We start from the raw sequence: 25,499 nt of genomic DNA on the forward strand, positions 1-25,499 counted from the left end.
TTGAATAAATATAAAGCAGTAGTATGTGACTTAGATGGAACTTTATTAAATTCCAATCATAAAATTTCTGATTATACAAGAAGAGTAATAAAAAGAATAATTCAAAAAGGAATTAAAGTTATTATAGCAACTGGAAGACATTATAAAGATGCTATACATTATAAAGATATATTAGAATGTGAATCTTATTTAATAGCTTTAAATGGTGCTGTAATTTTAAATGAAGATAACGAGATTATAAGAACTTGTACAATTCCTTGTAAATACGGAGATAAAATATTAGATTTTCCTAGAGATAAGGACATATTTATGAATATTTCTCAAGGTGAAAATTGGTATTCATCTAAATTAAGAGAACAAGATAAGAAATTTATAAATGAATCTGGTTTTACTCAGGAAGTTGTAGAATGTTTTGATAAAGCTAAGGGAAAAGAGATTTCAAAAGTATTTTATATGTGTGATGATTTAAATAAGATTCAATGCTTGGAAAATAAATTACATGAATCTTTTGGGAAAAATTTAAATATAACATCTTCTTTCCCTCAATGTATTGAAGTTATGGCAGAAGATGCAAATAAAGGAAATGCAATTAAAGAAATATTAAAAGATATAAATTGTTCTGAAGAAGAAGTAGTAGCTTTTGGAGATGGACTTAATGATTATGAAATGCTTTCTGTTGCAGGAAAGGGTTTTATTATGGAAAATGCAAATCCAAAATTAAAAGAAATGTTACCTGAATGCGAAGTTATTGGAAACAATAATGAAGATGCAATAGGTATACACTTAGCAAAATTATTTTTATAAATAGTAAATGCTGTAGGAATTAACCTACAGCATTTTTTTTATCTTTCGTTTCTATTGTATGTAGTTCTTCAAATGATTTTTTACATGCTCCGCATACTGGACAAACCCAATCTTCATCTAGAAGAGCAAATGGTGTTTTTGGATTAACTTTGTTTTTATCTCCTGCTTTAGGATCATAAATATAACCACAAGACTGACATTCCCACTTTTTCATAAAAATCACCTCTCACCATTATGACGATTTTTATTTGTTAAAAGTCTTTTATTTTGTAATATTTACCCAAGTTCCATTTGTAATTTTAGATAACATTTCAACAGAAACTTTAACTGCTGAGTGAGGAGTTCCTCCTGCAGGATACATAATTTCAAATTCTTTTAAAGTTTCATCTAAATATATTTTAAGAGGATTAGCTAGTCCGAAAGGACAAACTCCCCCAGGTTCATGTCCTGTTAATTCTTCCACTTCATCAAAGGGAATCATTTTAGCTTTTTCATGAAAAACTTTTTTAAATTTTTTGTTATCCACTCTCGCAGTTCCTTTCATAAGTATCAGAATACAGCTACCATCTTTTAATAAAAATCCCATGGTTTTAGCAATTTCATCTTCTAATATTCCAAAAGCCTTAGCTGCTTCACTAACAGTACCAGTAGGTTTTTCTGTTTCTATAACAGATAATGGTAATTCATTTTCTTTAAAAAATTCTTGTACAGTTCTTAAACTCATTTTGTCCCTCCTAATAAAATTTATTAACAAAGATTATATCAAATTTTTAAATAAAAAACTAGAATAAAATTTAATTTAAATATTTTGATTTTATAAAAAAAGATGTATAATATAGATATATTAAAGAAAGAGGTGATACAAATGACATTAGAAGATTTAAGGAATTATCAGGGACAGCAAGTGTCAGAAGATGAATTTAAAGAAATTGATAACTGTGAATTAGTAAAAGATATTATTGATAATGGAACTTCACCAATGTATCCACAATTAAAGTGGTATGTTCTAGATTTAGGGGCTGGTGAAGAGATTAATATTTTCATGTAAATTTTTTTACAGTAGTTTTTTTATAAATTATGAGGTATACTCATAATAAGAGGATATAATTTTATTCAAGCACATATACTATCTATAAGAGGAGGCGGTCTGACATGTTTAATCAGTACAATGCACAAGGAAAAAAAGAAGGTTTATGGGTAAAAAAATTTGAGACTGGGAAAGTCAAAGAAGAAAAAAATTATGTTAACGGAATTAGAGAGGGTGAATATAGATGTTATTATTCTAATGGACAAATAGAAACTAGAAAATTTTATAAAAATGGTAATCTTCATGGAAAATATGAAACATTTTTATCAAATGGAGCAAGAGATGTTTGTTATAATTTAGTTGATGGAGAAATGGTTGGAAGATATGAAAGTTATTATCCAAATGGGCAAGTGAAAAAATTAAAGGTTCATATTAATAATCATACAACATCTACTAATATTCAATTCTATATTGATGGGAAAGTTAAAATAGATAAGAATTACAAGGATGATAAATTATCAGGACCATATAAAGAATATTATCCTGATGGACAAATATATATAGATGCAAATTATATAGCTGGAGAATTAGATGGGCCATATAAAGAATACGCTGAGGACGGGACTCTTATTGCTAAGCATATCTATAAGAATGGTAAAATTGCTGAATAAATTAAATAAATTGAAAGAGCAGAGAGGAAAAGCTCTGCTTTTTATGACTGAAAGGAGAAAATATGAATTTTTTAGGAAAAAGAACAATCAGAAAATTTAAAGATAAACCTATAGAAAAGGAAAAATTAGATGCAATTATAAAATCAGTTTTAACAGCTCCTACTGGTATGGGCAAAAATTCTTGTGAATTTTTAGTTTTTGATACAAAGGAAGAAGTTGAAAAATTAGTTGGAATTAAACCTCATGGAGGAAGTTGCCTTAAAACTGCAACAGCAGTAATTGCTACTTTAATTAACAAAGATGAAGCTTATACACCTGTTGAAGATGGATCAGTTGCAACACATACAATAGGATTAAAAGCTTATGATTTAGGACTTGGTTCTTGTTGGGTTCATATAATTGGAAGAAAAGCTTCAGAAACTGAAACTTCAGAAGAATTTTTTAAAAAAGTTGTAGATATACCTAATAATTTAATGGTGTTTTCTTTAGTAGCTTTAGGTTATGCAGATGAAGAAAAGCCAGCCTACACAGATGAAGATTTAGATTTTTCTAAAGTAAGTTATAACAAATACAAAAAATAAAATAAAGAAGAGGGAAGCAATTTTAAACTGCTTCCCTCTTCTATTAATTTTAATTATTTATTTTGATTAAATTTAAACATTGTATAAGCCATTAGTAGTATAATAATATATCCAATTACACTGTAAATATCTGGTATTTGTCCAAGGAAAGTAAATCCTAGAATTGCTGCAAATATTATACTTGAGTAATTATAAACAGATATATCCTTTGCAGGGGCACTATAATATGCTGTTGTCATTGTAAATTGACCACCACATGCAAATAGTCCTGCAAATAAAAGATATATTATTTGGCTTGTTGACATTGGCACATATGACATAATTGCAAAGGGTAAAATACTAAGGCAAGAAAATGCTGAGAAGAAAAAGACTATGAAAGGTCCTGCCATTCCCATTCCTCCTAATTTTCTAACATAAGTATATGCAAGTCCTGCAAACATTCCTCCGCAAACTCCTGCTAAAGATGGAATCATACTCATTGATGTAAAAGAAGGTTTTATTACAAATAATGCTCCTATAAATGCAAAAATAACAATTAACATTTGTTTTGTAACAACTCTTTCTTTTAAAATAAGAAAGCTAAATACAATTGCAAAGAAGGGACTAAGTTGTAATAACATAGTAGCATCTGATAATAATAAATGATCAACAGCGTAGTAGTTACATAAAATTCCTAGAGTTCCAAAGGAAGACCTAAAAATTAAAGTTCCCAAAGCTTTTGGTTCAATTTTTTTAATTGAATCTTTTTTTCTAATTAAAATAAAAAATGCAAAGATAGCTGAAATGGCATTTCTAAAAACAGATTTTTGCATTACAGGTAGTTCCCCGCTGAGTCTGATAAAAAGACCCATAGTAGTAAAACAAAGAGCAGAAAGAATAATAAATATTATTCCTTTTTTCATTTTTTTATCCACAAAATCCTCCTAAATATATTAAGTAATAATTTTAAATATCTACTTTTATAGTAACAAATATTAGAAAATAACTCAAGAATTAAATAATTTAATTCTTGTTGAAATTGACAAAGGGTAATTTATGTTATATCCTTATATTAAGATATTAACTTTTTTAATTATTCTAATTTACATGGGAGGTTAAACATGAAAAAAAATTTAACTTTGATATTTTTAAGTTTATCAACATTAATTTTAGCTGCCTCAAACAATGTGGAAACAGGAGTAGATGTAAGTGGTGAATTGAAAATTAATGCCAATGTTCTCGCACCTTTGGAAATAAAAGAACAAACTCCTATGGAATTTGGAGATATAATTATTGGAAAAGCTGCAGAATCAACTACTCATGGTCAAATGAAAGTAGAAGGAGCTCCTGGAAATAATGTTATTGTTACAGTACCAGCTTCTGCTACTATTGAAAGAGTTGGAATTAGTGGTTCAACAGCAACAGTAACTTTAAGTTCTGATGTTGAAGGAACTCAAAATTTAGGTGAGGATGGTGAAATCATTCATACTATAAAAGGAAATATTGCAGAGGGTGAAACTACTAAAGCAGGTGAACATACAGGTACAGTTACTATTTCAGTTAAATATAATTAGTATTAAAAAAAGCCTATTTTATAAATAGGCTTTTTATTTATTTATCTATTTTTTAATTGTCTTATCATTAGAATTCATAAATTCTAAATATTCTTCCTTAGTCATAAGAGGTTTAAAATCTTTTAAAATTTCATTAGCTTTATTAGCATTATCAAATAATAAATCTACAACAGTTAAAGCCATTGCCTTTGCAGGATATAAATAAGCTTTTTCCTCATCTACTATTTTATAATTTCTTGTATGTAAAGCTCCTTTAATTCCTCCAAACATAGGATGAAGAGTAGGCATTATATGAGAAACATCTCCAAAATCAAATGATCCTGTGAAATCTCCCCCATCAATTATTTCATCATTTCCTATTCCCATATAATTAAGATTTTCTTTTAAAACATCTTCCATATTATCATGTCTTAATATAGGTAAGTATCCAGGTAATTCAGTTATTTCAATTTCAGCTCCAACAGCCATAGCTCCAGCTATTAATCCTCTATTAACTTTTTTGTTAGCATCAATCATACTTTCAATAGTTCTAGCTCTAACATAAGATTCCATTCTTACATCTGCAGGAACAACATTTACAATGTCTCCCCCCTTAGTTATAATTGGATGAAATCTAACTCTATCTGCTTCTTTGAAAGTTTCCCTTTGAGCATTAACATTATTAATTGCAAGCATTGCAGCATTTAAAGCATTTATTCCTTCATATGGAGCAGAACCTGCGTGGGCTTCTTTACCAATAAATTTTATTTGTTTTCCTATAAATCCATTACTTACAGGACCAACTAAAACTTTTTTATCATCAAGAGCCTGAGCATGAAACATAATACTCATATTAACATCGTCAAAAGCACCTTTTCTTATAAGTTCTTGTTTCCCACCAAAGAATTTAATTTTTCCCTCTTCTTTTAGTTTACTTCTATATTCAAGTTGAACAAACTCTTCAGCAGGTGTAGCCATAAAATCAATTTTTCCATCTAAATGTTTATAAACTCCTGATTTTATTAAACCAACTGCAGCTCCAAGCATTCCAGCAATTTGAATATTATGTCCACAAGTATGACTTGCTCCATTTTCTAAAGCATCCACATGTTCGTTACAAGAAATACCATCAAGTTCTCCTAGTATAGCAACTTTAGGTCCTTTTTTTTCAGAATTTAATCTAGCTCTACATCCAGTATAAGCTATATTTTCTGAAGTTTCTAAGTTTAATTCATTTTTCAAGAAATTTGCAACTTTCTTAGTAGTTTCAAATTCTTTGTATCCATATTCAGGATTTTTATAAATATCTCTACCAATGTTAATAATTAAGTCCTTGTTTTCTTCAATAACTTTTAAAACCTGTTGTTTTAATTCTTCTTTTGTCATTATATGTCATCTCCATTTTTAAATTGTTTCTATTTTATATAATTCCTTGAGCTTTAAGAACTGCTTGGGCAATTAATGCAGAACCGAAGAAAGTTCCAGTAAATACTACTAAAGCTGTTAGAACTATTTTCCAACTTAATTTTTTAATATCATTTAATTTATTTCCAACTGATATTCCAGCAGCACCAAGTATTACTGTAGAAACTGCAGAAAATCCAAATCCTTTAGTCATATCAAGAAAGAATCCTTGAACTGGACTTATAGGTGTAGTTATTACAAAGGCAAGTAGAGAAGCCCATGCAAATGCAGGAATTTTTAAAGGAAGTTTTTCTCTTATTTTTATAGCTAGGAAAGAGACAAGAATAATTAATAATATTCCAACAAATCCTTTTCCTAAATCCATATTTCCTTTAGAACCAACAAATTGAGCTATAAAAGCTGTTATTCCACATAATATAAATACTTTAATTTCATTCATAGTTTTTTCCATTAGTTATTCACCTCTTCTTTATTTAAATCTTCTTTAATTCCAAATAATTTAGTATATACTGCATAAAGTTTATTTGCTATAGGTAATGAAACAAATAATACCATATAAAGCCCAGTGATACTAGTCATAATATTTGAAGTTGCTGCGTAAGCAAGTATTTCATCTTGCATTCCAGGTACACTTGCTGCAAGAGATTGAGATGCTGCAGTCATCATAGATCCACTTCCCATTCCACTAGCCATAGCAAGTGCATAAGGATGAATACTTGTATTAGAAGCTAAAGATCCAAGTAATCCGAAGAAAATAGTTCCAAAAACTGTTCCTGTAATATAAGTTCCCATAACTCCAATTCCTTCTTGTGAATTAATTCCATATTTTTCTCCAATTAATCCTAAAGTAGGTTCTCTACAAATACTAACTGTTGCTCCAACTGCTCCTCTTTTCATTCCAAGGGCAATAGCTATTGGAAGTCCAATTAACATTGTTCCTAAATTTCCAAATTCTTGTAATAATAATGCTGGTCCTGCTTCAATAACTTTTCCAACCTTAGGTCCTGCACTTGCTCCTAGTTTAACTCCTAAGAAAAGTAATGAAAACATAACTACTTGCTCAGCAAGTTCAATTTCTTTTTCATCACAAATATTTCTTAATGCTGGTAAAACTTGTCCAAGAGCATGAGGTGTAATTAATGTTGCAATTACCATTGCAAACAACATAGGTAATAAAACAATTTTTCCACTAGTACCTAGTAATATAATTTTTGCACCTATTCCCTCTGCAATAATACTGATAACTATTAAAGAAGCAAATAATTTAATAAATATCGGCGCCCTTCCATTTTTCATACTTAAAACATTTTCCATAAAAATCCTCCCTGTTATATTCTTTAAATCTAATGAGTTATAGTATCATGTTTCCCGTATGAAGTCAACTGTTTTTCTTATGTGAACAAAATTTCAGTAAACTAGAAAAAATGGAGGTTAGGAGCCTTATTTATTGTCTATTTAGCTTTCTTATTGCACGAAGTAAATGTCTATTATTTTCTATTTTTTTAAATTTAGTAAGTAACCAGTTTAAATCATCCTCATCCATTCTTAATTCTTCCTTTACAAATTCTTCTAATTTTTTTATTTCTTCAGGAAATAACTGAACCTTAGTGGAATTATTAATTTCTTCAATTGTCTTATCTCCTCCAAGATAACTGATTAATCTTTTCCAGTTACTTATAAGGTCAACTTTTCTAACTAGAGTTATTATTGTAAAATTTAATTGAGGAATTTCTCTATATCCTTTTCTTTTTAAAAAAGTAGTAACTTCTCCATTAGAGTCTTTATAAGTATCTGTAAGAATTTCACCAGCCTTTTTCATATTCATTATTTTAGGTAATTTTTTATGTTTATTCTTATTTCTTAAATATTTTGAAAGAGGAATAATTTTTGCTTCCTTGTAGAAATCCATTGCAAATTCATTAAAAGTCATTTCTCCTGGGATATTTCCCTCTTCAATTAATTCAATATATTCATCTAATTTATTAAAATCTATCATGTATAAATCCTCCTAAGTTATTAAGATATGTATAATATAGTTAAATTATACAGTATAAAAAATAAAAAAGCAATTATTAATAATTATTTTTATTAATTATTAATTTTATAAAAATACAAAACTTGACAATAAGCTCAAAATATGATATTTTGTAATTAACCAAAAGACAGTTCATTTGTACCATCCTGTCTCTAAACAAAACTAGGGCTATTTTTTAATGCAAAAAAATAAGTGAAGGGGGAATTATGTATTTTTTAACAGTAGAACATAGTATGGACGCAGCTCATTTTTTATCTGGATACAATGGAAAATGTTCTAACATACATGGACATAGATGGAGAGTTATAGTAAATGTTATGAAAGAAGAATTGAAAAAAGAAGGACCTGAAAGAGGAATGGTTTTTGATTTTAAGGAATTAAAAGATATTATAAAAAAGGAAGTAGATTTTTTTGATCACTCTTTAATAGTAGAAGAGGGAAGTTTAAAGAAAAAAACAATTGATGCTCTTTTAGATGAAGAATTTAAAATAGAATTTGTTAAATTTAGACCAACTGCAGAGGAATTTGCTAAATACTTTTTTGATAAAATAGAAAGCAAAGGGTATAAAGTGAGTAAGGTACAAGTTTATGAAACACCTAACAATTGTGCTACTTATACAAAAGGAGAAAACTTTGGAATATAAAATTGCTGAAAAATTTGTAAGTATTAATGGTGAAGGGCCAAAGGCTGGAGAGTTAGCTATTTTTATTAGATTTATAAATTGTAATTTAGATTGTAGCTATTGTGATACTAAATGGGCAAATTCTTCTGATGCTTCTTATAAAATAGAAACTGAAGAAAGTTTAGTTAATTATATAAGGAAGGAAAACATAAAAAATATAACTATAACTGGAGGAGAACCCCTTCTTCAAAAACATATACAATTTTTAATTGAAAATATTTTAAAAATAAAAGATACAAAAATTGAGATAGAAACAAATGGAAGTATAAGTATAGAAGAATTAGTTAATTATAGAAATGAAACAAATGCTAATATTTCCTTTACAATAGATTATAAATCACCATCTAGTAATATGGAAAAATATATGCACTTAGATAATTATAATCTTATAGATCAAAGAGACAGTATTAAGTTTGTAGTAGGAAGTATGAAAGATTTAATTTGTGGAAAAGATGTAATAGATAAATTTAACCTAATAAATAAATGTAATATATTTTTTAGTCCAATATTTAGTTTAATTGAGCCACAAGATATAGTTAAATTTTTAATAGAGGAAAACTTAAATAATGTAAGATTACAATTACAGTTACATAAATATATTTGGGATCCTAATAAAAAAGGAGTATAAGATATGAAAATAGATAGGGGTAAAATAGAATTTCATATAGGGGAAATATTAAAAGCTATTGGAGAAGATCCAAATAGAGAAGGATTAATTGAGACTCCAAAGCGTGTCGCTAAAATGTACGAAGAAGTTTTTCAAGGTATTAAATATACCAATAGAGAAATAGCAGATATGTTTAATAAAACCTTTGAAGAAGATTTAACATATAATAAAAATGATATGGTCACTGTTAAAGATATTGAAATTTTTAGTTTTTGTGAGCATCACATGGCACTTATGTATAATATGAAAGTTAGTATTTCTTATTTTCCAAAGGATAAAGTTATAGGAATTAGTAAATTTGCTAGGATAGCAGATATGGTTGGAAAAAGACTTCAGCTTCAAGAAAGAATTGGATCAGATATAGCTGAAATTATAGAAATGATTACTGGAAGTAAAGATATAGAAGTTATAATTGAAGGAAACCATAGTTGTATGAGTGCTAGGGGAATTAAAAAAACTAATGCTAAGACAGTTACAAAAACTTTAAGAGGAAGATTTGAAATTTAAAGAAGAGGGAAAATATATTGGAGGTAATGTATGAAGGTAATGGTTTTATCAAGTGGGGGAGTAGATTCATCAACTTGTCTAGGAATGGCAGTTAATAAATACGGGAATGAAAATGTGATTTCTCTTTCTATGTTTTACGGACAAAAACATGATAAGGAAATAATAAGTGCAAGGAAAGTTGCGGATTTTTATAAGGTAGAACATATTGAAATGGATTTAACTAAAATTTTTGCAGCAAGTGATTGTACTTTATTAAAAAAGAATAATGCAGAAATTCCAACGAAATCATATAAGGAACAAATTGATGAAAATAATGGAGGAACAGTTTCAACTTATGTTCCCTTTAGAAATGGATTATTTTTATCAACTGCAGCAAGTTTAGCTCTTTCTAAAAAATGTGAAATTATTTTTTATGGAGCTCATAGTGATGATGCTGCTCATAATGCATATCCTGATTGTTCTAAAAAATTTAATGATGCTATGAATGAAGCAATTTATGAAGGATCTGGGAGACAAGTAAAAATAGAAGCCCCCTTTGTAGAAATGACAAAAAAAGACATTGTAAAAAAAGGTTTAGAATTAAAGGTTCCCTATGAACTTACTTGGAGTTGTTATGAAGGAAATGATGTTCCATGTGGGAAATGTGGAACTTGTATAGATAGAATACAAGCTTTTACTTTAAATGGAGTAAAAGATCCAATATTATAATTATAAAAGGAGAATAGTATGGAAACAGGTAGAAAAGAAAAAGATTTAAAAAATATATCGCATTTAGGGTGCATGAATACAAAATATCCAACTGATTATGCTCCAGAAGTTCTTGAAACTTTTGAGAATAAGCATCAAGATAATGATTATTTTGTGAAATTCAATGCTCCTGAATTTACAAGTTTATGCCCAATCACAGGTCAACCAGATTTTGCTACAATTTATATTTCTTATGTTCCCAATGTAAATATGGTGGAAAGTAAGTCTTTAAAGCTTTATTTATTTAGCTTTAGAAATCATGGAGATTTTCATGAAGATTGTATGAATATTATAATGAAGGATTTGATAAAATTAATGGATCCTAAATATATTGAAGTATGGGGGAAATTTACCCCAAGAGGTGGAATTTCTATAGATCCATATTGTAATTACGGAATGAAAGATACTAAATGGGAAAAGGTAGCAGAAGATAGATTATTTAATCATGATATGTATCCTGAAAAAATAGATAATAGATAAATAATAATTTACTTCCCTCTTCTTGACATAAATAATTAAAAGGAATATAATGAAAGACAGACTTTAATTATTATATATAAGGAGGAAAAAATAATTATGAATAACAACTTAGGGAAAACTTATAATTTTCTTTCTTTGATGAAATTTGTTTTTCCTAATATATTAATGATGCTAATATTATCTATTTATGTAAATGTAGATGGAATATTTGTATCTAGATATGTTGGAACAACAGCTTTATCTTCTATGAATATTATGTTTCCAGGATGTTTAAGTTTAGTTTTTGCAATCGGAATTATGCTTGGAACTGGTGGAGGTGCTATTGTAGCTAGAAAGTTAGGGGAAAGAAAGGTAGAGGAAGCTAGAAAAAATTTCACATTAATTATAATTTTAGGAATTGGGATTGGAATGATATTCTCATTAATTGGAACAAATTTCATTCATTCTATTGCTAAATTATTAGGAGCAAGTGATATACAACTTCCTTTTAGTATTGCTTATGGAAAGATATTATTTTTATTTGCACCATTTTTATTTTTGCAAGTTATGTTTCAGACATTTTTTATAACTGCAGGAGTTCCAACTCTTGGATTAATTAGTACACTTGGAGGAGGGATATTAAATATAATATTAGATTATTTTTTTATTGTAATATTAAAATTTGGTGTTGGTGGAGCTGCACTTGCAAGTGGACTTGGATATCTTGTTCCCTCTTCCATTGGATTAATCTATTTTGGATTATTGAAGAGGGGAGAATTACATTTTGCTAAGACTTGTTTTGATAGATGCTTTGTATTCAAATCATTAGTGAATGGATCTTCTGAAATGGTAACTAATTTAGCTTACGGTATTACAACTTTTTTATTTAATATATCTTTCTTAAAATATTATGGTGAAGATGGAGTTGCTGCAATAACAATTGCATTATATTTGGAATTTATATTTATGGCTATATATCTAGGATATTCAATGGGAGTATCTCCTTTAATTAGTTATAAATATGGAAGTAGAGATTGTGATCAATTAAAAAAATTATTTAAGTATAGTATTATATTTACTGGAATTAGTTCTTTATTTATATTTTCATTTTCAAGAATATTTTTACCAAATATAGTAGAGATATTCACACACGAAGGAACTAATGTATATAATATTATCTTAAAAGGATTTCCATTATTTTCATTCTCATTTCTAATTATTGGATATAATGTATTTGCTTCTAATTTGTTTACTGCTCTATCAAATGGAAAGATATCAGCAATAATTTCATTTTCAAGAACATTAATATTTTTAGTTGGGACAATATTATTATTACCTTTAATATTAAATGAAAAAGGATTATGGCTTGCTATTCCTGTGGCAGAAGCCTTTGGTTTAACAGTTTCAATATTTTTTATACTAATAAAAAAAGGGAGATACAAGTATTAAAAGTTTCAACAAAAAAATATTATTTCAACAATTAAATTTGTATAACCCCGGGAAAATCAGCATTTTTTTAAACTTTGTTTAATAAATTATGTTGATTTTTTTTATTTTCTTAATCATATCTAGCAACAAATACTAAAGTTTGTGAATAATTACCAGCTTTAGTGCTTGAAGGTAAATGAATATAACCATCTATTACCATTTCTATAATTCCATTTTCATTGGATAAGATACTTTCTTTATCACCAGTAGAATAATAAGGATATCCTTGAATAAAATCATAAAATACACGAGTGTATATTGTATCATTATATTTATTTTTTAAAGGAATACGACTTCCTGATTGATTATGAATACTTTGATTTTTAATTTTAATTTGTAAATTTATCAAGGTATATGGAACTCCTAAGATTTTAACTCTTCCTTTTTGAACTGGATAATTATTAGATGTCCCTGCTATAATATTCCCATAATTTAAATCACTTTCAACCTTTACAGCTAATGATTGCACCAACTCAACTTGAGCATGAAATTGGTTTGGCTCATTATCATTACTGAAACTAAAAGAGCTAATAGCTAAAAAAAGACTGATTAATAATTTTTTATTCATAAAATTCTCCTTAGTATACACGTTTATTATAAGTTATTATAACATCTTGTCATATCTAAAACAAATAAATATATAAATATTTGTAAAATTAATGTATAATAGTAATATAGAATAAATTTAAAAAGGGAGATATATGAGATTAGATAAATTTTTAACAGAATGTGGACTTGGAACAAGAAGTGAAGTAAAAAAATTAATTGATGAAAATGCAATAAGGGTTAATGGGACTTGTAAAGTTTATCCAAAAACTAGCATCAATGAAAAGGAAGATATTATCTTATTTAGAGGAGAACCAATAACTTACAAAGAGTTTAGGTATTATGTTTTAAATAAAAAAGCTGGATTTGTAACAGCAGTTGAAGATTATAGAGATCAAACTGTAATGGATCTTTTACCTGATTGGGTAGTTAGAAAGAATCTTGTTCCAGTTGGAAGACTTGATAAAGATACTGAAGGACTTTTACTTTTTACAAATAATGGTAAATTAAATCATAAATTGCTTTCTCCAAAGAGTCATGTTGATAAAACTTATTATGTAGAAGCTAAAAACATAATAAGTCAAAATGACATTAAGAAATTAGAAGAGGGAATAGATATTGGAGGATATATAACTTTACCAGGAAAAGTTGAAGCTTTAGAAAGTAAAAAAATATTGCTTACTATTAATGAGGGTAAATTTCATCAAGTGAAAAAAATGTTAGAGCAAATAGATAATGAAGTAACATATTTAAAAAGAATTTCATTTGGAAAATTAAAATTAGATGATTTAGAATTAGGTGAAGTTAAGGAAGTAGAATTAGAAGATATCATCTAAAAAATAGAATTATTTAACAAAAAAATTATTTTTTATAGTTTTTAATTTATCTTTTATGCAACATTAAAAATAACTTAGGATTAATAAGTCAATAAAAAATATAAAACTCAAAATAATAGAAATCACATAAAAAAGCGTCCTATAACTAAGTATATAAAAGAATTATTTGTAAAAATGAATATTTCACTAAATATAGTTTTTAATAGGACCTTTTTCATTAAAGAAGAATTTGGAGGTGATAAAATGGATTTGATAGTAAAAGATAAAAATGAAGTGAGTACTAGGCGAAGAAAAAAGAAAGAAAAAAAATCTAGGAAATCAATATTTGAAATTTACAAAAGTGAAAAGACCATGAAAGATTATCTTTTTTATTTAAATGACTTTTTATCATTTGTTTATGATGGGGACAGCATTCAACCAGATGAAATAGTGGAGTTAATGTCGGATATAACAGAGGAAGATGTTGAGGATTATTTATCTCATTTATTATATGAGAGAAAATTAAAAAAAACATCTGTAAATAAAATTATATCAGCTTTAAAATCATTATATAAAGAATTAGAAAAACATAAGGTAAATAATCCTTTTAAATTTATAAAGTTATTTAAAACAACTAGAAATTTAGATAATATATTAAAGGTTTCTTTCGAGGATATTAAAGATATATTAGCTACTTATAAAGTTACAAATGAAAAAGAGTATAGAAATACCATCATTCTATATGCATTGTTTTATACTGGAATGAGAAGTCAGGAATTAATTAATGTCCGATATAAAAATATACTTAAAAGAAACAATGATTACTTCATAAAAATAGAAAAATCAAAAAATGGAAGAGAACAGTATAAACCATTGCATTCTATTTTAGTTGAGAAAATTCAAGAGTATAAAAATTATGTATTTAATGTATATGAATATGATGAGGAAGAAATTGGAGAGCTTTTTCTTTTTCCAAGTTCATTTGAAAAAAACACGCAACTTTCATATAGGGCGTTATATAGTCTAGTTCAAGAAATGGGGAAAAGCATAAATTTAGATATCAGTCCTCATAATATTAGACACGCAATTGCAACAGAACTTTCTGCCAATGGAGCAGATCTTTTAGAAATTAGAGATTTTCTTGGTCATTCAGATAGTAAGGTTACAGAAATTTATATAAACGCAAAATCACTATTAGACAAAAAAGTTATCTCTAAAATACCAGATTAAGAATTAAAGTCCTATTAACAAATATATTTACTGTATAGTTGTTTTTCTAGGACTTTTTTATTAAATAAGCTATAATTTAGATTTTAAGAAAAAGTAGTATAACAATCATATAAATTGTAATTGCCTAGATTTATAAATGATTAAACACTTAAATTAAAAACTATGAAAAATAACAAAGAATATAAATAACAATTATTATTGCGTGTGAAAAGCATATAATTAACATTATATGATAGTTGTTCAGATAATTGTACAGAATAATAATTACGAGAAATAATTATGTGGCAGATTTAAAGAGCGTGGGTTAAATATAAAATATAATAGGACTTAATGTATAAAATAAGAGGAGAGGAATGAAAGTGGATTTTAATTACATAAATATTTACAAAAATGAATTTAAGGATTATTCTTTGAAATTTTTCATAAAAGATTTACTAGCTGGATTTACAATTGTGGCAGTAGCTTTACCTTTAGGACTTAGTTATGGAATTACTAGTGGAACTGGAGCAATTTCAGGATTATATAGCTTTCTATTTGGGGGAGTAATTATAGCTGCCATGTCAAATGTAAGTTTTCAAGTTAATGGATCAACTGCAGTTACTTTAGGAATTCTTGCAAGTTTAACTTCCATGTATGGACTTCAAGCAGTTTTTTTAACAGGATTAATTTCAGGTTTTATCATTTTATTATGCAGTATATTTAATCTAGGTAGATATATAAACTATACTCCAAATGAAATTGTACTTGGTTTAAATTCTGGAATATCCATATTATTAATAGCTAATCAATTAAATAAACTTTTTGGAGTTCCAGGAATTCATGGAAGTTCAATAGAAAAAATTATATTTGCTTTTTCTAATATACAGGATTCTAATTTAATTTCTTTAGGTATGGGACTTTGTACAATTATTATATTGTTTTTATATCCTAGAAAACTAAATAATATTTTCCCTGCTTCTTTAGTTGTAATTATGCTTTTCTTAATCATAAATATTATTTTCAAATTGGATATAGCTACAATAGGGGAAATACCAAAATCTATATTTAATGCTATTTCCTTGAATTTTAATTATATAAGTTTTAAAAATATATTGCCTTTAATAGCTCCTAGTTTTTCAATAGGATTTCTATTAATTTTAAAATCCATATCTTGTGGTCTTGCTTCAGCAAAACAAAAAGATGAAACTTTAGATTCTAATAATGAATTATTTGCCCTTGGAATAGGAAATATGATATTACCTTTTATAGGAGCAATTCCCACAGCAGCTTCAATTTCATGTACTCAAGTTGGAATTATGAATAATCAAAAAACTAGAGTTTCTGTTCTTATTCATTCAATAACAATTTTATTTATAATTTTATTCTTTGGGAATTACATGTCAAAAATTCCATTAACTGTTTTAGCTGGAATTTTAATAACAACAGGAATTAAAATGAATAAAATAAAAATATTAAAAGAAGTATTTAAAAATCCTAAAAAGCATTTACCTTTTATAATTACTGCTGTAACTGTTTTAATAAAAAATGTTTCTTTAGGAATAATTTTAGGTTTAGTTTCTTACTATATATTAAATAAGATTAGGAGGGGTTCTCTTGAAAAATAAGTATCACTTTTTTTACACGTGTTCCTTTGGTGACTTTTTAGTTATTCATTCTGAAGATAAAGTTTTAGGTTTGAACTTTATTTCTCCAGAACATACTTATCTCCCTGAAGAATGTAAGAATGATTTTTCTGAAAAAATAATTTCTCAGTTAAATGAGTATTTTAAAGGAGAAAGAAAACATTTTGATTTACCTTTAAAACCTTTAGGTACTGAATTTCAAAAAAGAGTTTGGAAGGCATTAATTAATATTCCATACGGAGAAACTAAAAGTTATAAAGAAATTGCAATTGAAGTTGGAAGTCCAAAAGCCTGTAGAGCAGTGGGTTCTGCAAATAATAAAAATCCAATTCCAATTATAATTCCTTGTCACAGAGTTATTGGGAGCACAGGAAAATTAGTTGGGTTTGCAGGTGGATTAAATTTGAAAGAAAAATTATTAAATTTAGAACAAAAGCAAAAAAACTAATAAATTACTTGCGTAATTTGGTATAATTTGTTATTATTATTTTAGTTAGTGTTTTATATGCTATAATATTCATTTTGAACTTTTACAAAAACATATGATTGAGATATTGACAGAAATATAGGAATTGGTGAAATTAATATATGGACAAGATAATAGCTTAAAATATAAAAGCAAAAAAATCTAGTTGGTATCTTTGGTTTGTAAATAGTATTAAAAACATATAAATTCCTAATAAATTTATATTATTTTATGTATATCGATCTACTTTGAGTTTATTATATAACTATTGTAAATGGAAATATGCTTAAATATGTAGGATGATGTAAAGAGGAGAAGGAATGAATATCGTTTCAAAAGTTTCAAAAGTAAGAGGTTTAGTAAGAGGTTGGAAAAAAGAAGGATTATCAGTTGGATTAGTTCCAACTATGGGATATCTTCATGAAGGACATTTAAGTCTTATAAAAAAATGTAGAGAGGAAAACGATTTAGTTGTAGTTTCAATTTTCGTTAATCCTACTCAGTTTGGAGAAAATGAAGATTTATCTTCTTATCCAAGAGATTTAAAAGCAGATTCTGCTTTATGTAAATCTGCAGGTGTTGATTTAATTTTTAATCCATCACCAGAAGAAATGTATATAGATCCATGTGCTTATGTTAATATTAATGGTTTATCAAAAAATTTATGTGGTAAATCTAGACCAATTCATTTTAAGGGAGTTTGTACTGTTGTTTCAAAATTATTAAACATAGTTACTCCTGATAAAGCATACTTTGGTGAAAAAGATGCACAACAATTGGCTATTATTAAAAAAATGGTAAAAGATCTAAATTTTGATGTAAAAATAGTTGGATGTCCTATTGTTAGAGAAAAGGATAATTTAGCTAAAAGTAGTAGAAATTTTTATCTTAATGAAGAGGAAAGACAAGCAGCACTTATTTTAAGTAAAGCTCTTGAATTAGGTAAAGATTATTTAAAAAAAGATAATAATGTAAATCATTTAAAAGAAGTTATTGTTAATAAAATTAATAGTGAACCTCTAGCAAAAATTGACTATGTTGAAGTAGTGGACAGTTTAAATATAGAGCCTGTTTCTGAAATAAAAAAAGATATTTTAGTTGCTGTGGCTGTATATATTGGAAATACTCGTTTAATAGACAATTTTACATTTAATGGAGGTAAAAGATAATGGAATTAACAATGCTAAAAGGAAAAATACATCGTGCTACAGTGAAACAAGCAGCTCTTGATTACGTTGGAAGTATTACTATTGATGAAGATTTAATGGATGCAAGTGGTATTATTGAATATGAAAAAGTTCAAATTTCAGATGTAAATAACGGAAGTAGATTTGAAACTTATGTTATAGCAGGTGAAAGAGGATCTGGTTTAATTTGTTTAAATGGATCTGCTGCTAGATGTGTAAGTGTGAATGATAAAATAATTATAATGTGTTATGCTAGTATGTCTGTTGAAGAAGCAAAAGCAGTTAAACCAAAAGTTGTTTTTGTAGATGAAGAGAATAAAATTAAAAGGGTTACTAGATATGAAAAACACGGACAGTTAGGATAGGTGATAAAATGAAAATCTTAGCTGCCTTTACTAAAAATGTTGGAAAATTTATGGGATTAATTATAGTTATCATGTCAATAATAGCAATGTTTGAACCTAGTTTTTTTACATGGGCCACTCCATACATAGTTCCTTTATTAGGGATTGCAATGTTTGGAATGGGACTTACTTTAAGATTAGAAGATTTTAAATTAATTTTATTACGTCCAAGGGATATAATTATAGGAACTTTAGCACAATTTACTATAATGCCTTTACTTGCTTATGCACTGGCAGTAATATTTAAATTACCTCCAGATTTAGCAATTGGAGTCATATTAGTTGGAACTTGTCCAGGTGGAACAGCTTCAAATGTTTTAACTTATCTAGCTAAAGGAGATGTATCTCTTTCAGTTGGAATGACAATGTTATCAACTTTATTATCACCTATACTTACTCCATTAATAACTTATTTATTAATTGGAACATGGGTGAAAGTTTCTTTAATAGCAATGGTAATATCAGTATTAAAGATAGTTGCATTACCAATATTCTTAGGAATATTAATTAATCATTTATTTTCAAAACAAATAGAAAAGACAAAGGACGTTTTACCTTTAATATCAATTACAACTATAGTTATATTAATTGGATGTATTATAGGAAATAATTCTTCTAAAATTTTGACTATGGGACTTACTGTAATATTAGTAGTTATATTCCATAATTTACTTGGATTATTACTTGGTTACTCAGTTGGAAAAATGTTGAAGTTAGAAGATTATAAAAGTAGTGCTATATCAATTGAAGTTGGAACTCAAAATTCAGGACTAGCAGTTTCTTTAGCAGTTAGTAATTTTGCAGCAAATCCACTTGCAACAATTCCAGGAGCATTATTTAGTGTCTGGCATAATATTTCAGGGTCATTATTAGCAACATATTTTACAAGAAAAAAAGAAAAGATTTAACAACTAACCCTAGTAGATATTAACTACTAGGGTATTTTTGTAGAAAAAAGGAGAAGTGATGATAGGAAGTTGTGGAAATGAAAAAGATTCAGATGCTTTAGTTATTGTAGATTTGAAAAACAAAGGAAGAGATATTGAAATTAATTCAAAACTAAAGGATATGTTTGGAGAATATATGGAAAAAGCTATAATAGAAATCCTTGATGAAATGAAGATTAAAAATATTAAGGTTATCTTAAAAGATTATGGAGCTTTGGATTTTGTAATCAAAGCTAGAACTAAAGTTGCTATAAAAAGAGCTTTACAAGGAGGGGATAAATAATGATGAGAAGTTTATTAATTTCATCGGTCACTCCAAAAATACTTGCAAATGCTCATTTGTATGAAGCAGATTATTTAATATTTGATTTAGATAAGACTATATCTATAGAGGAAAAAGATTCTGCTAGAGAATTACTTGTACAGGCAGTTAAACATATGGATTATAATTTAGATAATATTATAATAAATATTAATTTAATTTCATCTGATTATTGGAAGGAAGATATTAAAGATTTATTTGCTGCTGGAATAAGAAATTTTGGGATATATTTAGAAGAAGAAAAAAATATTAAAGAGATTGATGAATTTTTAAAAGCATTAGAAAATAAATCTAATGTGGAAGAGGGAAGTTCTAAAATTATATATTTTATAGGGAAACCATTTTTAATTATGAATATTCAAAATATAGTTATGAGTACAAATAGAATACTTGCTCTTTCTTTTAACAAAGAGGAGTTTAGAGGAAAGATAAAAGTAGAAAGACATAAAAATAATGAAGATCTATCTTTAGGTAAAAAAATGTTAGTTATGGGATCAGCACTTAAAGATATTTATTGTATTGATAGTCCCTTTGAAGATTTATCTGATGAAGATAATTTTATAAAAGAAATTAAAAATAATATGAATATTGGATTTAATGGAAAAATTTGTTTTCATCCATCTCAAGTTAGAATAATAAATAACATTTATAAAGATAGTTATTATTATAAGGATTAGTATGAAAGGAGAAAAATTGAAGAATTCTAATGAAATACCCGATTTTATAAAAGGTTATGGAAAAGTTAAACTTTACACAGAAAATAAAGTTAATGAAAAATCACAGGACAAAGTTTTAAAAAATATAAAAGAAAGTATAATTAAAAGTAATTTAATAAGTGGGATGACTATTTCCTTTCAAACTAATCATAGAAATAATAATAATATCTTAAATTTAATAATTGAAGAAATTGATAAGTTAGGAATAGAAGATATAAATTTAGTTGTTTCTTCCCTTGGAAAAATACACGAGCCTTTAATTAAATATATAAAAAAAGGAGTAATTACAAAAATAAGTACTTCTGGAATTAGAGGAGAAATAGCAAAGGAAATTTCAATAAATAATATATTAAAAAATCCTGTTATTTTTAGAAGTTCTGGAAATAAAGTTGATTCAGTAATTTCTGGAAAATTAAAAATAGATGTTGCCTTTTTAATTGCATCATCTTGTGATACAATGGGAAATTCTAATGGTATAGAAGGTAAATCAGCATTTGGTTCAACTGGTTATTCTATGACTGATATGAAATTTACAAATAAAGTTATTGTGATTACAGATAATATTGTGCCCTTTCCTTTGGAAAAAATTTCAATACCTATGGATTATGTAGATTATATAGTTAAGATAAAATCACTGACTATTAATACTAATTTTTTAAATTCTATTAAATTAACTAAAAATCCAAGAGAATTAATAATTGCAGAAAAAGCTGCAGAAATTCTGATTAAATTAGGATATATTAAAAATGGGTATTCTATTCAACCAGGACCTGGTGGAGCATTTTTAGCAATAAGTAAATATCTTAAGGAATATATGAAGAAAAATGAAATTAAAGGATCTTTTCTAAGTGGTGGGATTTCTGCTTATTTAGTAAATTTATTAGAAGAGGGATATTTTGAAAATATTTTTGATTTACAAAGTTATGATGTTATTTCTGCTAAATCTTTATTAAATAATGAGAAACATATGGAAGTTTCAGATGCTTCCTATGATAGAATTTTATCTGATTTGGATATAGCAATTGTAAATGCAACAGAAATAGATGTTGATTTTAATATAAATTTATTAACCGGATCAAATGGTGTGATAATGGGAGTTCCTACAGTGGCCCAAGATATTGCACATACTTCAAAAATTACAATTGCAATGTCTCCAAGCATGAGAAAAAGAATTCCTATAATAACTAAAAAAGTTACAAATACAGTTATTCCTGGTGAAGATGTTGACATACTAGTAACAGAAAGAGGAATTTGTGTAAATCCTAGGAGAAAAGATTTAATTAAAATTTTAAAGAAAGAAAATATAAAATTAACTAATATAAAAAAATTATACGAGACAGTTACTAAAATAACAGGAGTACCTAAGAAACCAACTTATACAGAAAATATAGTTGGAGTAATAGAATCTTCAGATGGAAAAGTAATTGACATAATAAAACAAGTGAAAAAATAGAAATAAAAGAAATAAATCTTCCTTAATTTATTAAAAATTAAGGAAGATTTATTTAAATATTGAAATTATAACCAACAGAAAGAGTTACTCTTTTATAATCATTACTTTCTTTAAAATTAAATAATTTATTATTATATTTAACTTTAATTTTGCTTCTAGTTATACCATACATTAATTCAACAAAAAAATCATTATATTCTATTCCTCCCCCAAAAGCTGTATATAAACCATTTTCACTACTTGAATCAAGTTTAAGACTATTAAAACGAAGATCAGAAGAATTAATGTTAAAAGAATATCCAAGATTAGCTTTTAAATATAGAGTTAAATCCTTATAATTAATATTATAGTTTAAAGTTCCATATATAGGAATAGAATCATATTCCATTCCAAAAGTAGTTAATGTAGGATTGTATTTATAAAATTTTCTGTTATTGTGTTTTTGATAAGAAATACCTAATCCAACTTTAAATTTATCATCAATTAACTTAAGTGCTTCAACAGAAAAATCATATGATTTTCCTTCTGTTTCATCAGTAAAATATTTTTGGGTACCTATATACTCATATTTTGAGGATAAATCAGTCCCAAATTTCACTGAAATTTGATCTATACATGTTTTTTTAGCAAAGACTGAAGTGGATGTAATTAGTAAAAATAAAATAATTTTTTTCATAACAAAACCTCCCATCATCTTTAAAAATAAGAAATTAAATCTACACTATAGTTATACAACATAAAAAAGTTAAAGGCAAGTTTTATATTTATTAATATTTATAAAATGTTATTTTATAAAATATTTATTTCTATTCTTATATTTCTGACTTCCTAAAAGTCCAAATTCTGAAAATTTTAAAACAAAGGAACGAATAGTTGCATAGGCAGCATTTCCAAAAGTTTTTTCTAATTCTTTTGTTGTAAATTCATTCTTTCCATAGTGAGACATAACAAAATTCCATAATTCCTTTTCCTTTAAAGTTATTTCCCCTGCATTTAATTTTTCTAAAAATATATCAAAAATATTTTCTTCGTTTCCATTAAATTCTAGTTTATTATATACATTTTCTATGAAATAGTTTATAAAAGGGGTCAGATCAATAACTTTTGATAGTTTTTCATTTTCTTCTATAATCTGAAAAGCTTTATAATAGTTATTTTTACTTTCATTTATATATTTTGAAAAAGATACAAATAAAGAAGTTGGATATCCTTTTTGAACTAGAAACCATAAATGTAATAATCTTGACATTCTTCCATTTCCGTCAAAGTAGGGATGAATATATGCTAAATAAAAATGTATCATTATAGATTTTATAAAATCATCTATATTTGATTTAGCATTAATAAATTTTATAAATTCATCCATATATTCAGGTAATTTTTCATAAGCTAATCCCTCATGAACTTCTTTTCCTCCAACAACAAATACTTTATCATGACGATAGAAATTGTTTGGTAAAAGTTTAGATTCATCTTTTAAATAATTGCCAATTGTTAAATCATATAAAATTTTTAAATTTTCTTTGTTTATTTTATTTGTGCTGTCACTTATAAAATCTAAACCTTTTTTTATTCCCATTATATGATTATCTTTATCATCATGTGTAGCATAACCCTTTAAAACATTTTCAATGTTTTTACGCTCTGAATGAATATTTTCTATTTTCAAAGTAGAATAAATTTCCTCATTCATTGCTTTAAATCCATAATTATATTCTGTTAGGTTTGGTTTAATTAGATTTTTTATAGAATTAATATTTAATGAAACTTTACTTGGTATAAAGACAATATTATTATTTTTAAAATCTTTTAACTTAACTTCATTAAACATTGTCATCTTTAATATATCTACACAATTATAAACAGCATCTTTAGAATATTTATATTTTAATTTTTTTAAGTTAAAGAAATCCTTATCATTTATTATATTAAAAAACAAAGTTGTTTCCATAGTTCCCTCCTTATCGACTGATACTAACTGATACCAATATATATCAGTTTACCATTAATTTATATATTTTTCAAGTAAATTAAAAAGAACTTAATTTCTTAAGTTCTCTCTAAAGTGATTGACTTTATCTTAAAAGATAGATAATAATATCTTTTAATTGTGTTTTAATATAACTCTTCCGATCATTTTTCCTGCAAGCATTTTATCTACTTCTTCAGAAATTCCATCAAGTCCAACTTCTTTAATTCCTGATTCTAGATTATGACCTTTCCATTCCATAGCTAATTTTTCCCAAACTGCTAACCTTTTTTCCATAGGACATTGAACAGAATCAATACCTATAAATCTAACTCCTCTTAAAATAAAAGGATAAACATTTGCATGAGGAATATCTCCACCAGCAACATTTCCGCAACTAGTTATAGTTCCACCATATTTAAGACTTCTTATTCCAGTTGAAAGAGGATTTCCTCCAACAGTATCAATAATTCCAGCCCATCTTTGTTTTAATAATGCTTTTCCAGATTGATCATCAATTTCTTCTCTACTAAGAACTCCCTTAGCTCCTAATTCTAAAGCAAATTTTTCTTCCTCTGGATTGTTTATAGTTGCATAAACATTATATCCTAATTTAGTTAAGAATTTAACTGAATGACTTCCAACTCCTCCAGTTCCTCCTATTACTAAAATATCTCCATCTTCAGGTTTTGTTTCTCTAATTAATTCAAAAACTGATAATGCAGAAGTGAAACCAGCAGTTCCATAAATAACAGCTTCTTTTAATGATAAAGCTTCTGGTTTTTTAACAACCCAAGAAGCAGGAACTCTAATATATTCTCCAAATCCTCCATCAGTATTCATTCCTAAATCATAACCTGTAAGGATAACTTCTTCACCTTTTGTAAATGTATCAACTGTTGAAGATTCAACAATACCAGCTGCATCTATCCCTGGTGTATGAGGAAATTTTCTAGTAACTCCTCTATTTCCAGTACATGATAATGCATCTTTATAATTAAGAGATGAGTATTTAACTTTTATAACTACCTCTCCTTCAGGTAAATCATTAATTTCTCTCTCTACTATTTTTCTAATAAATTTTCCATCTTCTTCAAAAATTCTTAAAGCTTTAAATAACATCGTTCCTCCTAAATTTTTAATTAGTACGAAACCGTACTTTATTAAGATAAGGTGATTATACAATAAAGTATGAA

The 25,499-nt window shown here is 26.6% G+C and carries 32 protein-coding genes; 21 read left to right on the plus strand and 11 right to left on the minus strand.

What is annotated here, in order from left to right; genetic code table 11:
• The gene (locus Q7K47_01300; protein ID MDP0505839.1) at positions 1-804 is read left to right on the plus strand and encodes a Cof-type HAD-IIB family hydrolase; all 804 of its coding nucleotides are present in this window, start codon (positions 1-3) and stop codon (positions 802-804) included.
• Positions 805-823: 19 nt separating this feature from the next.
• Here the strand turns inward: Q7K47_01300 and Q7K47_01305 are convergent, their stop codons facing one another.
• Positions 824-1,018: a rubredoxin gene (locus Q7K47_01305; GenBank protein MDP0505840.1), complete on the minus strand. Its 195-nt coding sequence runs from the start codon at positions 1,016-1,018 to the stop codon at positions 824-826.
• A 48-nt stretch (positions 1,019-1,066) separates the two neighbouring features.
• Positions 1,067-1,528, minus strand: coding sequence for a YbaK/EbsC family protein (locus tag Q7K47_01310; GenBank protein ID MDP0505841.1), 462 nt, complete (start codon positions 1,526-1,528; stop codon positions 1,067-1,069).
• Between the two features lie 180 nt (positions 1,529-1,708).
• On the opposite strand from Q7K47_01310, the gene Q7K47_01315 reads away from it, so the two are divergent.
• The 3 genes from Q7K47_01315 (at position 1,709) to Q7K47_01325 (ending at position 3,083) form a co-directional block, all read left to right on the plus strand.
• Positions 1,709-1,852, plus strand: a complete 144-nt coding sequence (locus Q7K47_01315; protein MDP0505842.1) for a hypothetical protein — start codon at positions 1,709-1,711, stop codon at positions 1,850-1,852.
• A 104-nt stretch (positions 1,853-1,956) separates the two neighbouring features.
• Entirely contained in the window at positions 1,957-2,502 is a 546-nt protein-coding gene (locus Q7K47_01320) for a toxin-antitoxin system YwqK family antitoxin (GenBank protein ID MDP0505843.1), read from the plus strand.
• 62 nt (positions 2,503-2,564) lie between these two features.
• Positions 2,565-3,083 carry a nitroreductase family protein gene (locus tag Q7K47_01325; protein ID MDP0505844.1) on the plus strand — a complete coding sequence of 173 codons (519 nt, stop codon included), beginning with the start codon at positions 2,565-2,567 and terminating at the stop codon, positions 3,081-3,083.
• Positions 3,084-3,136: 53 nt separating this feature from the next.
• On the opposite strand, the gene Q7K47_01330 is transcribed toward Q7K47_01325, so the two are convergent.
• Complete coding sequence (locus Q7K47_01330; protein ID MDP0505845.1) at positions 3,137-3,997, minus strand: DMT family transporter; 861 nt, start codon at positions 3,995-3,997, stop codon at positions 3,137-3,139.
• A gap of 186 nt (positions 3,998-4,183) precedes the next feature.
• Between Q7K47_01330 and Q7K47_01335 the strand changes: the two genes are divergently transcribed.
• Positions 4,184-4,636, plus strand: coding sequence for a DUF4402 domain-containing protein (locus tag Q7K47_01335; protein MDP0505846.1), 453 nt, complete (start codon positions 4,184-4,186; stop codon positions 4,634-4,636).
• A gap of 45 nt (positions 4,637-4,681) precedes the next feature.
• Here Q7K47_01335 and Q7K47_01340 read toward each other — a convergent pair whose 3' ends face one another.
• From Q7K47_01340 to Q7K47_01355, 4 genes are all read right to left on the minus strand, one after another.
• Complete coding sequence (locus Q7K47_01340) at positions 4,682-6,001, minus strand: amidohydrolase (GenBank protein MDP0505847.1); 1,320 nt, start codon at positions 5,999-6,001, stop codon at positions 4,682-4,684.
• Between the two features lie 34 nt (positions 6,002-6,035).
• Positions 6,036-6,491, minus strand: coding sequence for a hypothetical protein (locus tag Q7K47_01345; protein MDP0505848.1), 456 nt, complete (start codon positions 6,489-6,491; stop codon positions 6,036-6,038).
• Entirely contained in the window at positions 6,491-7,354 is an 864-nt protein-coding gene (locus Q7K47_01350; GenBank protein ID MDP0505849.1) for a DUF3100 domain-containing protein, read from the minus strand. The genes Q7K47_01345 and Q7K47_01350 overlap by 1 nt, the downstream gene beginning before the upstream one ends.
• 130 nt (positions 7,355-7,484) lie before the next feature.
• Positions 7,485-8,036 (minus strand): hypothetical protein, encoded by a 552-nt coding sequence (locus Q7K47_01355; protein ID MDP0505850.1) that lies wholly within the window; start codon positions 8,034-8,036, stop codon positions 7,485-7,487.
• Between the two features lie 245 nt (positions 8,037-8,281).
• Here Q7K47_01355 and Q7K47_01360 point away from each other — a divergent pair, with 245 nt between their 5' ends.
• The 6 genes from Q7K47_01360 to Q7K47_01385 all read left to right on the plus strand — a co-directional run bounded on the left by Q7K47_01360 (position 8,282) and on the right by Q7K47_01385 (position 12,587).
• Positions 8,282-8,719, plus strand: coding sequence for a 6-carboxytetrahydropterin synthase (locus Q7K47_01360; protein ID MDP0505851.1), 438 nt, complete (start codon positions 8,282-8,284; stop codon positions 8,717-8,719).
• Positions 8,709-9,386 (plus strand): putative 7-carboxy-7-deazaguanine synthase QueE, encoded by a 678-nt coding sequence (gene queE / locus Q7K47_01365; protein ID MDP0505852.1) that lies wholly within the window; start codon positions 8,709-8,711, stop codon positions 9,384-9,386. The genes Q7K47_01360 and queE overlap by 11 nt, the downstream gene beginning before the upstream one ends.
• 3 nt (positions 9,387-9,389) lie before the next feature.
• The gene (folE, locus tag Q7K47_01370) at positions 9,390-9,932 is read left to right on the plus strand and encodes a GTP cyclohydrolase I FolE (protein ID MDP0505853.1); all 543 of its coding nucleotides are present in this window, start codon (positions 9,390-9,392) and stop codon (positions 9,930-9,932) included.
• A 30-nt stretch (positions 9,933-9,962) separates the two neighbouring features.
• On the plus strand, positions 9,963-10,640 hold the full coding sequence (gene queC / locus Q7K47_01375) for a 7-cyano-7-deazaguanine synthase QueC (GenBank protein MDP0505854.1): 678 nt from the start codon (positions 9,963-9,965) through the stop codon (positions 10,638-10,640).
• An 18-nt stretch (positions 10,641-10,658) separates the two neighbouring features.
• The gene (gene queF, locus Q7K47_01380) at positions 10,659-11,159 is read left to right on the plus strand and encodes a preQ(1) synthase (protein ID MDP0505855.1); all 501 of its coding nucleotides are present in this window, start codon (positions 10,659-10,661) and stop codon (positions 11,157-11,159) included.
• Positions 11,160-11,255: 96 nt separating this feature from the next.
• Positions 11,256-12,587, plus strand: a complete 1,332-nt coding sequence (locus Q7K47_01385; protein MDP0505856.1) for an MATE family efflux transporter — start codon at positions 11,256-11,258, stop codon at positions 12,585-12,587.
• Between the two features lie 109 nt (positions 12,588-12,696).
• Here the strand turns inward: Q7K47_01385 and Q7K47_01390 are convergent, their stop codons facing one another.
• Positions 12,697-13,194, minus strand: a complete 498-nt coding sequence (locus Q7K47_01390; GenBank protein MDP0505857.1) for a hypothetical protein — start codon at positions 13,192-13,194, stop codon at positions 12,697-12,699.
• Between the two features lie 133 nt (positions 13,195-13,327).
• Here Q7K47_01390 and Q7K47_01395 point away from each other — a divergent pair, with 133 nt between their 5' ends.
• The 10 genes from Q7K47_01395 (at position 13,328) to Q7K47_01440 (ending at position 22,334) form a co-directional block, all read left to right on the plus strand.
• Positions 13,328-14,008, plus strand: a complete 681-nt coding sequence (locus Q7K47_01395; protein MDP0505858.1) for a pseudouridine synthase — start codon at positions 13,328-13,330, stop codon at positions 14,006-14,008.
• A 243-nt stretch (positions 14,009-14,251) separates the two neighbouring features.
• Complete coding sequence (locus Q7K47_01400; GenBank protein MDP0505859.1) at positions 14,252-15,217, plus strand: tyrosine-type recombinase/integrase; 966 nt, start codon at positions 14,252-14,254, stop codon at positions 15,215-15,217.
• A 359-nt stretch (positions 15,218-15,576) separates the two neighbouring features.
• Positions 15,577-16,821, plus strand: a complete 1,245-nt coding sequence (locus Q7K47_01405; protein MDP0505860.1) for a SulP family inorganic anion transporter — start codon at positions 15,577-15,579, stop codon at positions 16,819-16,821.
• Positions 16,811-17,287: a methylated-DNA--[protein]-cysteine S-methyltransferase gene (locus Q7K47_01410; GenBank protein ID MDP0505861.1), complete on the plus strand. Its 477-nt coding sequence runs from the start codon at positions 16,811-16,813 to the stop codon at positions 17,285-17,287. The genes Q7K47_01405 and Q7K47_01410 overlap by 11 nt, the downstream gene beginning before the upstream one ends.
• A 338-nt stretch (positions 17,288-17,625) precedes the next feature.
• Complete coding sequence (panC, locus tag Q7K47_01415; GenBank protein ID MDP0505862.1) at positions 17,626-18,474, plus strand: pantoate--beta-alanine ligase; 849 nt, start codon at positions 17,626-17,628, stop codon at positions 18,472-18,474.
• Positions 18,474-18,857 carry an aspartate 1-decarboxylase gene (locus Q7K47_01420; protein ID MDP0505863.1) on the plus strand — a complete coding sequence of 128 codons (384 nt, stop codon included), beginning with the start codon at positions 18,474-18,476 and terminating at the stop codon, positions 18,855-18,857. Before panC ends, Q7K47_01420 begins: the two co-directional genes overlap by 1 nt.
• Before the next feature lie 8 nt (positions 18,858-18,865).
• Positions 18,866-19,804: a bile acid:sodium symporter family protein gene (locus Q7K47_01425; protein MDP0505864.1), complete on the plus strand. Its 939-nt coding sequence runs from the start codon at positions 18,866-18,868 to the stop codon at positions 19,802-19,804.
• Positions 19,805-19,862: 58 nt separating this feature from the next.
• Complete coding sequence (locus tag Q7K47_01430; protein ID MDP0505865.1) at positions 19,863-20,126, plus strand: citrate lyase subunit gamma; 264 nt, start codon at positions 19,863-19,865, stop codon at positions 20,124-20,126.
• Positions 20,126-20,842 carry an aldolase/citrate lyase family protein gene (locus tag Q7K47_01435; protein ID MDP0505866.1) on the plus strand — a complete coding sequence of 239 codons (717 nt, stop codon included), beginning with the start codon at positions 20,126-20,128 and terminating at the stop codon, positions 20,840-20,842. Before Q7K47_01430 ends, Q7K47_01435 begins: the two co-directional genes overlap by 1 nt.
• Before the next feature lie 16 nt (positions 20,843-20,858).
• On the plus strand, positions 20,859-22,334 hold the full coding sequence (locus Q7K47_01440; protein ID MDP0505867.1) for a citrate lyase subunit alpha: 1,476 nt from the start codon (positions 20,859-20,861) through the stop codon (positions 22,332-22,334).
• A 52-nt stretch (positions 22,335-22,386) separates the two neighbouring features.
• Here the strand turns inward: Q7K47_01440 and Q7K47_01445 are convergent, their stop codons facing one another.
• The 3 genes from Q7K47_01445 to Q7K47_01455 form a co-directional block, all read right to left on the minus strand.
• On the minus strand, positions 22,387-23,010 hold the full coding sequence (locus tag Q7K47_01445; protein MDP0505868.1) for a hypothetical protein: 624 nt from the start codon (positions 23,008-23,010) through the stop codon (positions 22,387-22,389).
• A 108-nt stretch (positions 23,011-23,118) separates the two neighbouring features.
• Positions 23,119-24,285, minus strand: coding sequence for a Fic family protein (locus Q7K47_01450; GenBank protein MDP0505869.1), 1,167 nt, complete (start codon positions 24,283-24,285; stop codon positions 23,119-23,121).
• Between the two features lie 153 nt (positions 24,286-24,438).
• Complete coding sequence (locus Q7K47_01455; GenBank protein MDP0505870.1) at positions 24,439-25,425, minus strand: YhdH/YhfP family quinone oxidoreductase; 987 nt, start codon at positions 25,423-25,425, stop codon at positions 24,439-24,441.
• Positions 25,426-25,499 lie beyond the last annotated feature (74 nt).

It is taken from the genome of Fusobacterium sp. JB019, assembly GCA_030673965.1.
In the GTDB taxonomy this organism is placed as follows: domain Bacteria; phylum Fusobacteriota; class Fusobacteriia; order Fusobacteriales; family Fusobacteriaceae; genus Fusobacterium_B.